11 protein-coding genes are annotated in these 12378 nt (G+C 72.7%); 4 read left to right on the top strand and 7 right to left on the bottom strand.

The annotated features are described in order from the left end of the window. Nucleotides 1–4: 4 nt before the first annotated feature. Complete coding sequence (locus tag ACGFI1_RS27660; protein WP_392789250.1) at nt 5–1867, bottom strand: helix-turn-helix domain-containing protein; 1863 nt, start codon at nt 1865–1867, stop codon at nt 5–7. Nucleotides 1868–2008: 141 nt separating this feature from the next. Between ACGFI1_RS27660 and ACGFI1_RS27655 the strand changes: the two genes are divergently transcribed. Beyond that, the gene (locus tag ACGFI1_RS27655; RefSeq protein ID WP_364554497.1) at nt 2009–2668 is read left to right on the top strand and encodes a TetR/AcrR family transcriptional regulator; all 660 of its coding nucleotides are present in this window, start codon (nt 2009–2011) and stop codon (nt 2666–2668) included. Here the strand turns inward: ACGFI1_RS27655 and ACGFI1_RS27650 are convergent. From ACGFI1_RS27650 to ACGFI1_RS27630, 5 genes are read right to left on the bottom strand one after another with little or no spacing between them, the layout of a single operon-like run. Beyond that, nucleotides 2632–3597, bottom strand: coding sequence for a branched-chain amino acid ABC transporter permease (locus ACGFI1_RS27650; protein ID WP_392789247.1), 966 nt, complete (start codon nt 3595–3597; stop codon nt 2632–2634). The genes ACGFI1_RS27655 and ACGFI1_RS27650 overlap by 37 nt on opposite strands. Then, nucleotides 3594–4454 (bottom strand): branched-chain amino acid ABC transporter permease, encoded by an 861-nt coding sequence (locus ACGFI1_RS27645; protein WP_392789245.1) that lies wholly within the window; start codon nt 4452–4454, stop codon nt 3594–3596. The genes ACGFI1_RS27650 and ACGFI1_RS27645 overlap by 4 nt, the downstream gene beginning before the upstream one ends. A 12-nt stretch (nt 4455–4466) precedes the next feature. Then, nucleotides 4467–5708, bottom strand: a complete 1242-nt coding sequence (locus ACGFI1_RS27640) for an ABC transporter substrate-binding protein (RefSeq protein WP_364554259.1) — start codon at nt 5706–5708, stop codon at nt 4467–4469. A gap of 52 nt (nt 5709–5760) precedes the next feature. After that, complete coding sequence (locus ACGFI1_RS27635; RefSeq protein ID WP_392789242.1) at nt 5761–6462, bottom strand: ABC transporter ATP-binding protein; 702 nt, start codon at nt 6460–6462, stop codon at nt 5761–5763. Continuing rightward, nucleotides 6449–7222, bottom strand: coding sequence for an ABC transporter ATP-binding protein (locus tag ACGFI1_RS27630; protein ID WP_392789239.1), 774 nt, complete (start codon nt 7220–7222; stop codon nt 6449–6451). Before ACGFI1_RS27630 ends, ACGFI1_RS27635 begins: the two co-directional genes overlap by 14 nt. Nucleotides 7223–7497: 275 nt before the next feature. Between ACGFI1_RS27630 and ACGFI1_RS27625 the strand changes: the two genes are divergently transcribed. Further along, on the top strand, nt 7498–8886 hold the full coding sequence (locus ACGFI1_RS27625) for a tannase/feruloyl esterase family alpha/beta hydrolase (protein WP_392789237.1): 1389 nt from the start codon (nt 7498–7500) through the stop codon (nt 8884–8886). Here the strand turns inward: ACGFI1_RS27625 and ACGFI1_RS27620 are convergent. After that, on the bottom strand, nt 8879–9787 hold the full coding sequence (locus ACGFI1_RS27620) for a LysR family transcriptional regulator (protein WP_392789235.1): 909 nt from the start codon (nt 9785–9787) through the stop codon (nt 8879–8881). The genes ACGFI1_RS27625 and ACGFI1_RS27620 overlap by 8 nt on opposite strands. Nucleotides 9788–9920: 133 nt before the next feature. Here ACGFI1_RS27620 and ACGFI1_RS27615 point away from each other — a divergent pair, with 133 nt between their 5' ends. Together ACGFI1_RS27615 and ACGFI1_RS27610 are read left to right on the top strand one after the other, a co-directional pair. Continuing rightward, nucleotides 9921–11108, top strand: coding sequence for a CaiB/BaiF CoA transferase family protein (locus ACGFI1_RS27615; protein ID WP_392789233.1), 1188 nt, complete (start codon nt 9921–9923; stop codon nt 11106–11108). Further along, on the top strand, nt 11109–12377 hold the full coding sequence (locus tag ACGFI1_RS27610) for an SLC13 family permease (protein ID WP_392789231.1): 1269 nt from the start codon (nt 11109–11111) through the stop codon (nt 12375–12377). The last annotated feature ends 1 nt before the right edge of the window (nt 12378 follow it).

Genomic DNA, 12378 nt, shown 5'->3' with positions numbered 1-12378 from the left:
CGGGTCAGGCGTCGAGGGCGCGGCCGAGCCGGTGCAGCCGCAGCGCGAGCTGCACTTCGAGGGTGTGGTCCGGGCTGTTCCAGTCGACGCCCAGCAGGCGTTTGACCCGGTCGAGGCGCTGCGTGACGGTGTTCGGGTGGATGTGGAGCCGCTTCGCGCTGGCGACGAGGCTCTGCCCGGTGGCGAAGTAGGTGCCGAGGGTCTCCATCAGCATCGCCCCGCGCTGCTCGTCGTGCTGGATGACCGGGCCGAGCGTCCGCTCCACGAACCCGGTCGCGGACGCGCCGTCGCCGAGCAGCAGGCCCGCGTAGCCGAGGTCGCCGGCCGTGGCGGCGGTGCCCGCGCGGTCGAGCCGGAGCAGGGCGTGCGCGCAGGCCAGCGCCTCGGCGTAGGCGGCGGGCAGGTCGGCCGGGTCGTCCACCGGGCCGGCGGCGCCGACCGTGACCGGCGACCCCAGCCGCGCCGCCAGCGAACGCGAGATCCGGCGGCCCGTCAGCGACGGGTCGTCGGACGGGACGACCAGCACGGCCCGCCCGTCCCGCACGGTGCTCAGTCCGTCGCGGGCGGCGGCGAGGTCCGACGCCGCGGAGGCGAGGCTCCGCCGGTTCTCCGCCCGGATGTGCGCGACGGCCACGGCGTGCCGCTTCTGCGGCTGGTAGCCGATCCGCAGCGCGCGCTCGGCCAGTGAGGAGTACGTGCGGGGGTTCGGCGTGAGCAGGTCGTCGAGCAGCTCGCCGCGCACCCTGGCCTCCGCGGCGGCGAGGTTGCGGCCGAACAGCAGGAGCAGGGACGCGACGACGGCCGCGCGGCCGAGCAGCCGCTCGTCCAGGTCGCCGATCCCGGCGGACGCGTCCGGCGGGGCCCACACCAGCGCGCCGAGCCGCTCGGTGCCCGCCTCCAGGCCCGTCGCCCAGTACGTCCCGTCGTGGACGCCGCCGCCCGGCCCGCCGAGGCCGCCGCCCGCCGCGGCCGACATCTCCTTCAGCGCGTCGTCGGACGCGCCCGGCGTCCAGGCGACGGGCTGCTCGAACTCGTCGAACACCGCGAGCACGCCGCCGAGCTGGTCGCCCGCCGCGGTCACGACCTCCTGCACGCCGCCGCCGCGCAGCACGATGTCCATGGTGCGGTCGTGCGCCGCGAACGCCCGCTCCTCCGCGACCGTCCGCCGGCGCAGCGCCGCGTTCGCGAGCCGCAGCGCCGCCAGCTCCTGGTCCTTGCCGTGCCTCGACCGCGCCTGCTCGATCGCGGTCGCGGCGAGGACGGCGTACGAGCCGAGCAGCGCGATCGCGTCGTGCGGGAACGGCCCGGGGCTGCGGTTGGACGCGAAGAGCACGCCGAGGACGGCGCCCGCGCGCAGCGGCACCCCGACGATCGACACCTGCCGCTCCGCGCGGACCGAGGCGTCCACGGCGGGATCGTGCGCCAGCCGCTCGTCGCTGAAGTAGTCGGACGTCGAGAACGGCGTTCCGGTGGCGGCGACCCGGCCGCCGACCCCGACTCCGAACGGGATCCGGACGTCCTTCCACGCCGAGGACGTCGCGCCGACCATCACCCGCATCCGCGTCGACCGGTCCGCGTCGTCGTTCAGGCTCAGGTAGGCCATATCGCAGCCGAGCAGCCGCCGTGCCCGGCTCACGATCAGGGTGAGGATCGCGTCGGGGTCGCCGCGGTCCTCCGCCAGCTCCGTCGCGCACTCGACCAGCGCGCGCTGCTGCTCCTGGCGGGCGTGCTGCTTCTCCAGCGTGTCGCGCAGCCGGAGCGCGAGCGTGTGCTCGGCCTGCAGATGGTCGATCTCCGCGGGCGAGGCCGCGTCCGCCACCGCGCGGCGCAGGACGTCGTCGTACCGGGGCAGCGGTGCGCCGTCCACGAGAAGCCGGAGAAAACTGCGCCCTGCCACGACCCCTCGCTTCCGCATGCTGATGCTCAGGGAAATGAGTAAGCGCATAGTCACCGAGTAGGATGCCGCTGTCAAGCGCCCGGCCGCGCCGGGAGGAGGCGAGGGGACGCGATGGCCAGACGGCAGGCCCGGTTCACCGCCCGGGACCTGGCGGACGACCCCCGGCTGCGCGACCGCTCGCCCGAGCTGTGGCGGGCGGACCTCGGCGCGGTGCCGCGCGGCCTGCTGACCGCGGCGGTGCGCTGCTTCGCCGCGAACGGCTACCACGCCACGACCACCCGCGACATCGCCGAGGGCGTCGGCCTCAGCCCGGCCGCGCTGTACGTCCACTTCCCGTCGAAGGAACTGGTCCTCTACGAGATCATCAGGGCGGGCCACGAGCGGGTGCTGGCCCACGTCCACGAGCCGTCGGTCAGCGGAGCCGACGGCGCGGCGGACCGGCTCCGCGCCGTCGTCTCCGCGTATACGGCCTGGCACGCCCGCCACCACGTCGCCGCCCGCGTCTGCCAGTTCGAGCTCACCGGCCTCACCGCCGAGCACTACGACGAGGTGCTGGAGCTGCGCCACCGGACCAACGCGTTCTTCCGCGACGCCGTCGCGCGCGGCGTCGCCGACGGGTCGTTCGCGCAGGTCGACGTCAAGCGGGTCACGCGCGCGATGCTGTCGCTCAGCATCGACCTCGTCCGCTGGTACCGGCTCGACGGCCCCGACACCCCGGAGCGGCTCGGCGAGTTCTACGCCGGCCTGGCCCTGCGGATGGTCGCCCGCTGACGGACCGCCCGCAGGTGCCGGGCCGTCCCCCAGATGCCCCGGCGGAACAGCAGCACGATCACGATGAAGATCAGGCCGGTGACGATCCCGGTCTCCTGGAATCCGGCGGTGGCCAGGTAGTCCTGGAGCTGGACGACGAGTGCGGCGCCGATGGCGCCGCCCCACAGGGTGCCGATGCCGCCGAGGACGACCATCATCACGGCCTGCCCGGACGTCGTCCAGTACACCCCTTCGAGGGACGCGAACCCGTGGCCGATGGCGAACACGCCCCCGGCCAGCCCGGAGAGCCCGGCGGACAGGACGAAGGCCAGCAGCTTGTAGCGGTCGATGCTGTAGCCGAGGGCGCGGGCCCTGTTCGGGTTGTCGCGGATGGACACCAGCACCCGCCCGAACGGCGACCGGACGATCCGCCACGCGGCGAACATTCCGGCCAGGACGAACGGCAGGCCCGCGTAGTAGAAGAAGAACGGATCGGACAGGTCGAGGCCGAACAGCTCTCTCGGGATGCCTTGCAGGCCGTTCTCGCCGCCTGTCGCGTCCCGCCACTGGTTGGCGATGAAGTAGACCATCTGCGCGAAGGCGAGCGTGACCATCGCGAAGTAGATCCCGGTCAGCCGCACCGACAGGAAACCGATCGGGACGGCCAGCAGCGCCGCGAACATCGCACCGCCGATGATCGCGACGGGGAACGGCAGCCCGGAGTGCAGGGCGATCAGGCCGGTGGCGTACGCGGATCCGCCCCAGAAGGCGGCGTGCCCGAACGACAGCAGGCCGGTGAAGCCGAGCAGGAGGTCGACGGCGGCGGCGAACAGCGCCCAGCAGGCGATGTCGAGCGCGACCGGCGGATAGACGAACCAGGGCAGGGCGAGCGCGGCCAGCAGCCCGGCGGCGAGCAGGACGGGCCGTCCGGCGAGCCTGGAGAGGATCACAATGCCTCCTCGCGTCCGAACAGGCCGGCGGGCCGCCACAGCAGCACGGCCGCCATCAGGATGAACACCAGGGTCTGCGACAGCGACGGGACGTAGTAGTTGCCCAGCGCCGACACCAGCCCGACGGCGAACCCGGCCGCGACCGACCCGAACACCGACCCCAGCCCGCCGATCACGACCACGGCGAACACGGTGATGATGAGGTCGGAGCCCATCAGCGGGTTGACCGCCCGCATCGGCGCGGCCAGCACCCCGGCGAACGCCGCCAGCGCGATCCCGAACCCGAACACCGGCGTGACCCAGCGGCCCACGTCGATGCCCAGCGCCCGCGACAGCTCCGGCTTCTCGGTCGCCGCCCGCACGATCATCCCCACCCGAGTACGGGTCAGCACCACCCACACTCCACCGCACACCAGCACGGACACCGCCAGCACGAACACCTGATAGGCCGGGTAGCTGAACAATCCCAAGTTCACCGTGCCGCCGAGTTGGGACGGCCTGGGGTACGGCTGGGAGTTGACCCCGTACTGCCGTTTCACCAGGTCTTGCAAGATGAGCGCCAGACCGAAGGTGAACAGGAAGTTGTAGAGCGGATCCAGCAGGGTCAGCCGCCGGATGAACGCCCGTTCCAGGACGATCCCCGCCGCGCCCAGCGCCAGTGGCACCAGCACGAGCGCCAGCCAGAAGTTCAGGCCGAGCGAGTCGAGCGCGATGAACGCGCCGAACGCGCCCAGCATGTAGAACGCGCCGTGGGCGAGGTTGACGACGCCGAGCATTCCGAAGATGACGGCGAGGCCGAGGGCGAGCAGGGCGTAGAACGCCCCGCCCACCAGGCCGTTGAACGCCTGTTGCAGCACGTCGGCCCCGCCTCAGAGTTCGCAGGCCGGGTCCGGCTGCGGCTGGAACGCCTCCGCCGCCGGGACCGTCTTGAGGACCTTCTCGTAGTCCCAGGGCTCCTTGACCTCGCTCGCCGGCTTCACCTGCGACAGGTACGCGTCGTGCAGCAGCAGGTGGTCGGCGGCGCGGATGGTGGCGTTGCGGGCGAACATGTCGTCGATCTCGGCGCCCTCCAGCTGCGCGACCACCTCGTCCGGCCTGTCGGTACCGGCGCGCTGCACCGCCTCCAGGTACTGCAGGGCGGCCGAGTAGTTGGCGCCCATGTTGGACGTGGGCCGCTTACCGGTCTTGGCCTGGAACCTGTCGGCCCAGGCGCGGGACCTCTCGTCGAGGTTCCAGTACCACATGTCGGTGTGCTGGACCCCGGCCAGCGCGTCCGGGCCGAGCGAGTGGATGTCGCTGAGGGACAGCAGCCCGACCGCTAGGCGGACGCCCTTGTCGCGCAGCTTGTACTCGTTGTACTGCTTCACCAGGTTGACCAGGTCACCGCCCGCGTGCATGGATCCGAGCACCTGCGGCTTGGGGTCGAGGTTCGGCGCCTTCAGCAGGAACGTGGAGAAGTTGTCGTTCGGGAACGGCGTCGGGTCGCTCTTGACCACCGTCCCGCCGGCGCCCTTGATGGCCGTGCCGAACGTCTTCTGCATGTCCTGCCCGAACGCATAGTCGGGGTAGACCATGTACCAGTTCTTGAGGCCGTCCTTGGTGACCTCCGAGCCCGTCCCGTTCGCGAGCATGTAGCTGTTGTAGCCGTAGTGGAAGGTGTACTTGTTGCACTGCTTTCCCTCCAGCTCGGTGCTGGCTGCGCCGACGTCGATGAACACCTTCTTCTTGTTCTTCGCGATGGTGGCGACGGCGAAGGCCGCGGACGAGGTCGGGACGTCCACGATGAGGTCGGCCTTCTTGCGGTCGTAGAGCTCCTGCGCCTTGGAGTTGGCGATCTCCGGCTTGTTCTGGTGGTCGGCGGCCTCGACCTCGATCTTCCCGGCCACCGCCTTGCCGCCGTACTTCGCCCGGTAGTCGGCGACGGCCATCCTGACCGCCTCGACGGTGGCGCGGCCGGAGGTGTCGGCGTAGATCCCCGACGCGTCGTTCAGGACGGCCAGCACCACCTTGCCGTCGCTGATCTTCCCTCCGCTCCCGCCCGGTCCGCCCGCGCACCCCGCCAGCAGCAGCCCGGTCGCGGCCAGGCCGCGGCTCCAGCCCATGATCCTCATTCAGGCGTCTCCTCTGTTCCCAACGGTTCGGCGAGTCGGCCTCGGGGGCACGTCAGATCCCGAGGTAGTCGAGCAGTTCGTGCTCGCGCTCGCGGACCTGGCCGCTGTCGAGCGACTCGACGATCCGGCCCTCGGCGAGCAGGTGGTGGCGGTCGGCGACGGTGGCGGCGAAGTGCACGTTCTGCTCGATCAGCAGGACGGTCACCCCGGCGGCCTTGACCTCGCGCAGGATGGCGCCGATCTGCTGGACGATCAGCGGCGACAGGCCCTCGGTGGGCTCGTCGCACAGCAGCAGCCGCGCGCCCGTCCGCAGCACCCGCGCCAGCGCGAGCATCTGCTGCTCACCGCCCGACAGCTTCGTCCCGGGGAACCGCCGCCGCTCCTTCAACCGCGGGAAGGTCTCGTACACCTGCTCCAGCGGCCAGGCTCCCTCGCCCATACGCGGCGGCAACGTGAGGTTCTCCTCCACCGAGAGGGTGGCGAAGATGCCGCGGTCGTCCGGGACGTAACCAAGGCCGCGGCGCGCGCGCTTATGAGAGCTCAGGCCGCGCATGTCCTCACCGCTCAGCGTGATCGTGCCCGTGGTTCTGCCTTGGGAGCCGTGTAGTCCCATCAGGCAGCGCAGAAGCGTGGTCTTGCCGGCGCCGTTACGGCCGACGAGCGTCACGATCTCGCCCTTGTCGACGTGCAGCGAAACGTCGCGCAGGGCCCGGGCCTCGCCGTACCAGGCCGACAGTCCGTCAACGCGCAGCATGGGAGTCTCCGAGGTAGGCAGTGACCACACGCGGGTCGTGGCGGATCTCGGCATACGGCCCTTCGACCAGGACCTGGCCGTGCTGAAGCACCGTCACCCGGTCGGCCAGGCTCGCGACCACGCTCATGTTGTGCTCGACCAGAACCACCGTCCGCCCCGCCCGGATCTTGCGGACGAGGGCGATGGTGCGTTCCACGTCCTCCACACCCATGCCGGCGGTCGGCTCGTCCAGCAGCAGCACCTTGGGGTCGAGAGCCAAAGCGAGCGCCAGTTCCAGGGCGCGCTTGCGGCCGTACGACAGCGCGCCCGCCGCGACGTCCGCCTGCTCCTCCAGCCCGACCTGGGCGAGGAGTTCCCCTGCGCGCCCGGCGAAGCGGTCGAGCGCCCGGTCGGAGCGCCAGAACCGCCAGCCGAGCCCGGTGCCGGCGGCCAGCGCCAGCTCCATGTGCCGGCGCGGGGTCAGCTCGGCGAACAGGCTGGTGATCTGGAACGAGCGCGCCACGCCCAACCGGGTGATCGCCTCCGGACTCCGCCCCGCCAGCTCATGCCGCCCCAACCGGACGCTGCCCGCGGTCGGCTTCAAGAACCCGGTCAGCAGGTTGAACAACGTCGTCTTGCCGGCACCGTTCGGCCCCACCAGCGCGTGCACGGACCCCTCCCCCACATCCAGGTCCACACCGTCCACGGCACGGAAACCACGGAACTCCCGGACCAGGCCCCGCGCCTTCAGCACCGGGGCCTGCGAGACGGGATCGCCCATGCGCCCTCCTCACGCGTCAAGGCGTGACCCGCGCCACATCCGGGCCGCCGTGACCGTGAACGCTAGGCGGCGGCCGGGCCGGCGAACCAGGTGATCGAGCACATATTCGGGCGCTCCGCTATGAGGCCGCGCACATCGGCAGGCCCGAGGCACCACAGGACGCGGGCGAAGAGTGTGCCCGGGAACGTGGCCCCGCCGTCCGCCGGTCGCTCAGCATGGCTTCTCGCACGGGGCCGACCGGCGAGCCCCGTCCCGTCGTCCCCCGGAGGCCGCACATGCCCGTCGTCCGCAGACCCTCCGTCGTATCGGCCCTGCTGGGGCCGCTGCTGGCCGTTCCCCTGGTCGCGATGGCCGTCCCGTCCGCGCAGGCCGGCGCCCGCTGCGCCGGCCTGGACCGAGTCCGCGTCCCCGGTGCGGAACGGCAGGTCGCCGCCTGCCTGGACGACCTGACGACCGCGGGCACGGTCGCCTCCGGCCACACCGTCCCCGCCCAGTGGACGGGCCTGCACGCGGCCGCCACGAAGAACCCGAGCGGCGTGCCGGGCGTCCAGATCGACGGCTACTTCCGGGACGACTCCTCGTTCAACACCACCCACGGCTGGAACCACGACTCCCAGTTCGTGATCCGGCTCCCGGAGCGGTGGAACGGCGGGCTGGTGGTCTCCGGGGCGCCGGGGACGCGGCTCCAGTACGCCAACGACTTCACCATCTCCGACTGGGTGCTGGCGAAGGGGTACGCGTTCGCCTCCACCGACAAGGGCAACAACGGCGCGACGTTCTTCAAGGACGGCCGCCGCCCCGGCGACGCCATCGCCGAGTGGTACCGCCGGATGACGCAGCTCACCGTCGCGGCCAGGACGACGGTGACCCGCCACTACGGCAAGCCGCTGCGCAGGACGTACGCGGCCGGCATCTCCAACGGCGGCCAGCTCGTGCGCAAGGCCCTGGAGGACCACCCCGAGCTGTACGACGGCGGCCTCGACTCCGAGGGCACGTACTGGCCCCGGGACGGCGGCGACAACGCGCTGGTCTACCTGCCGGTGGCGCTGCGCAACTACCCGAAGTACGCGGCGACCGGCGACCCGGCGGCGCATGCCGCGATGCTCGAGGCGGGCTTCGCGCCGGGCTCGGAGTTCCTCTGGGACTTCAACTACAGCGTCCTCTGGGACAACACGCAGCGCATCTACCGCGAGGAGGTCGACCCGTCCTACGACGGCGACCTGGAGGCGGGCGTCCCCTACTGCGAGAGCGGCACGCCGAACTGCGACACCGACTACCGCTACCACGCGCGTCCCAGGAGCGTCCACAGGACGGTGGAGCGGCTCGGGATGACGGGCCGCATCGGCAAGCCGCTGATCACGGTGCAGGGGACCCTGGACACGCTCCTCCCGATCAAGGTACACGGCGACGCCTACGACCGCAAGGTCCGGGAGCGGGGCAGGGGCGCGCTGCACCGCTACTACCGGATCGAGGGCGCCTCCCACCTCGACCTCGAATACGACATGTTCCCGGACCGGATGCGCCCGCTGCTGCCCTGCATGCGGACGGCGTTCGACGCCCTCGAACGCTGGACCGCCCCGCGCGGCGGCCAGGCGCCCCCGCCGAGCACGACCGTCCCCCGGCAGGAGTCCGGGAACGTGGTCGACACCTGCGCGATCAGCTGACCCCGCGCGCCGCCGGCTCCCGTCCGGCGAGCCCGTCCGCCTCCGCGCGGATGAGCCGCCGGACGATGAGCGCGGACGGCGAGGGCCGCCCGTCCCGCCGCTGGGTCAGGCACAGCTGAACGGGCGGCGCGTCGCGCAGCGGCAGCCAGACCAGGCCGGCGATGTCGGCCGAGGTGGGGAAGCGGGCGAGGACGCCGAGCCCGGCCCCCCGCGCCACCATCACCTTGACGGTGCGCGCCGACATGGCCTGGACGACGACGTCGGGTTCGGGAACGTGCCGGTGCAGCGTCTCCCACATCACCGTGCCCGCCCGCATGGTGACGACCGGCCAGGTCCCGAGGTCGCGCCAGTGGACCTCCCCGCGCCCGGCGAGCGGATGGTCGGTGCGGACGAAGATCCCGAGCGGGGCGGAGGCGAGCGGCGTCCTGCTCAGCCCCGGCGCCGCCGGGCCCTCCGGCATGGTGACGACCCCGAAGTCCAGCTCGCCGTCGAGCACGGCGTCCTCGATGGCGCCCGAGGCGCCCTCGCGCACGCCGAACCGCAGCCCCGGATGCCGCTCCCGCAGCCGCCCCACCACCGGGGCGATGATCGTCTCCGCGGCCACCGAGACGGCCCCGATCTGGACCCGGCCCCGGTAGGCGCCGCTCGCCTCCATCGCCGACGCGCGCACCGCGTCCTCGGCGGCGACGAGCCGGCCGAGCGGCTCGATCAGCGCCTGGCCGGCCGGTGTCGGCCGCACGCCGTGCCGGCCGCGGGTGAGCAGGACGACGTCGAGCTCCTCCTCCAGCAGCCCGATCTGCTGCCCGATCGCGGGCTGGCTGACGCCGCAGCGGGCGGCGGCCGCGCGCAGCGACCCGGTCTCGACGGCGGCCAGGAAGTACCGCGCCCGTTCGACACGCATCGGCCGACTATAGAAGCAGAACCTTTCACCCGTGAACGGAGAACGCGTCTTCCCCGGCAGGTCACCGCCGGTGCATTGTGCGTAGGTCGGTTCTCCGATCTGCCCGAACGTCCTCCAGTGAAAGGAATCCCCGGTGCCTGACGGTCCGCTGAGCGGAGTGCGCGTCCTGGACGTGTCGACGATCCTGGCCGGCCCCCTGGCGTCCTCGCTGCTCGGCGAGTTCGGCGCCGAGGTGATCAAGATCGAGCATCCCGCCGAGGGCGACCCGGCGCGCCGCTACCCGCCGCTGGAGGACGGCGAGTCGGCCGCCTGGGCGATGCTGGCCCGCGCCAAGCGGAGCGTCACGATCGACCTGCACCGCCCCGAGGCGGCGGACCTCGTCGGGCGGCTGGCCGCCGCCGCCGACATCGTGGTGACCAACTTCCGCCCGGCGGCGCTGCGCCGCTTCCGCATCGACTTCGACGACCTGCGGGCGTACCGGCCCGACCTCGTGATGGTGCACGTGAGCGCGTTCGGCCGCACCGGCCCCTACGCCGACCGGCCCGGCTTCGCCCGCGTCGCGGAGGCGTTCGCGGGCCTCACCCACCGGACCGGCGACCCGGACCGGCCGCCGGTCTTCGCCGGCTACCCCGTGGCCGACGGCGTCACCGGCATCTACGCCGCGTTCGCGGCCATGCTCGCCCTGCGGCAGCGCGACCGCACCGGCGAGGCGCAGCTCGCCGACATCCCCCTCTACGAGCCGCTGCTGCGGATGATGGAGGACTTCATCGTCGAGTACGGCGCCACCGGCGAGGCCCGCGGGCGGCAGGGCAACCGGAACCCGCACATCAGCCCGAACAGCCTCTACCGGACCCGCGACGGCCGCTGGCTGGCACTGCCCGCCTCCACCGAGCAGATGTGGCGCCGGCTCGTCGCGGTCATGGACGCCCCCGACCTCGCCGTCCACGACTCCATGACCGCCCGGCTGGAGCACCGCGAGGAGATCGAGGCGCGGGTCGCCGCGTTCGTCGCCGCCCGCGACCTCGACCCGCTCATGGCGCTGCTGCGGGACGCCGGGGTCGCGGCGGGCCCGGTGAACTCGGCGGCCGACATCTGCGCCGACCCGCACATCCGCGCCCGCGGGTCGGTGGTGGAGGTGCTGGACGAGCGGACCGGCCGCCGCCGCCTCATGCAGGCGCCGGCCGGCCGCTTCTCCGGCTTCGGCGCCGTCATCGGCGGCGCCGCGCCGGCCCTCGGCGAGCACACGGCCGAAGTACTGCGCGACCTCGCCGGGCTCGGGGACCCGGAGATCGCCGACCTGCGCCACCGAGGAGTGGTCTGAATGGCGACCCTGTCCATCATCGTGCTGGTCGCCCTGTTCGCGGCGACCCTTCTCCCCGCGTTCGACCTCGGGCTCGGCGCGCTCGCCGCCGCGTTCCTGCTCGGCCTCGCCGCCGACGTCGCCACCGACGAGGTGACCGGCTTCTTCCCCGCCGACTTCTTCGTGCTGATCGTCGGGGTCACCGCCCTGTTCGCCGTCGCCCACCTCAACGGCACCCTGGACTGGCTGCTCGACCTGCTGCTGCGCCTCGTCCGCGGGCGGCTCGTGCTCATCGTGCTGGTCCCGTTCGTCATCGGCGCCGTGCTCACCGCGGTCGGCACCCTGCCCGCCGCCGCGACCGCGATCGTGTCCCCGATCGCGCTGGGCTTCGCCGCCCGGTACCGGATCTCGCCGCTGATCGCCGCCGTCCTCGGCATCACCGGCATCATCGGCGGGCTGCTGTCGCCGCTCGCCGTCTACGGCGTCACGGCGCGGGAGCTGAGCGAGAAGCAGGGCATCGCGCTGCCCGGCTCGGCACCGCTGACGTTCCTGCTCGGCGGCCTGGTCACCGGGCTGGTCGTCTGCGCGGCCCTGCTGGTCGTCGGCACCCGCACGGGCGCCGTGCCGCCCGGCCGGATCACCGCCCCGCCCCAGGCCCTCACCGCGGACGGCCCCGCCGCGCCGGCACCGGCGGACGTGCGCGGGGGAACCGGGGCCCGCGCCCTCACGGTCCTCTGCCTGCTCGCGGTCGTCGCGCTCTCGGTCGGCTTCGACATGAACGTGGGCTACCTCGGCCTGACCGCGGCGCTGGTGCTGCAACTGGCGCTCCGGCTGCCGTCCGGCGAGATCGTGTCGCGGATCCCGTGGAACGTCGTCCTGCTGATCGGCGGCCTGCTGACCTACGTCGGCCTGATGCAGCACCTCGGCGCGTTCAAGCAGATCAGCGACCTGCTCAGGGTGGACGGGTCGCCGCTGCTCAGCCTGCTGGTGCTGTGCTACATCGCCGGGGTGACCTCGTTCGCCGCCAGCTCGATCGCGGTGTTCATCACGACGATGCCGCTGCTGCCCCCGCTGGTGGCCGACGGCGTGTCCCCGGTCGGCGGCGTGCTCGCCCTCGCGCTGGCCTCGGTGCTGGTCGACATCAACCCGCTCGGCATCACCGGCGGCCTGATCCTCGGCGCCGCCGAACCCTCGGCACGGCCCCGCCTGTTCCGCCAGCTCCTCGTCTACGGGCTCGTCTCGATCCCGGTCGCGCCGCTCCTCACCTGGCTCGCCTTCGGCTGGTGGTGAC

It is taken from the genome of Actinomadura geliboluensis (genome assembly GCF_043197915.1).
GTDB classification, from domain to species: domain Bacteria; phylum Actinomycetota; class Actinomycetes; order Streptosporangiales; family Streptosporangiaceae; genus Spirillospora; species Spirillospora geliboluensis.
This window is presented reverse-complemented; position numbering and strand designations above follow the sequence as displayed.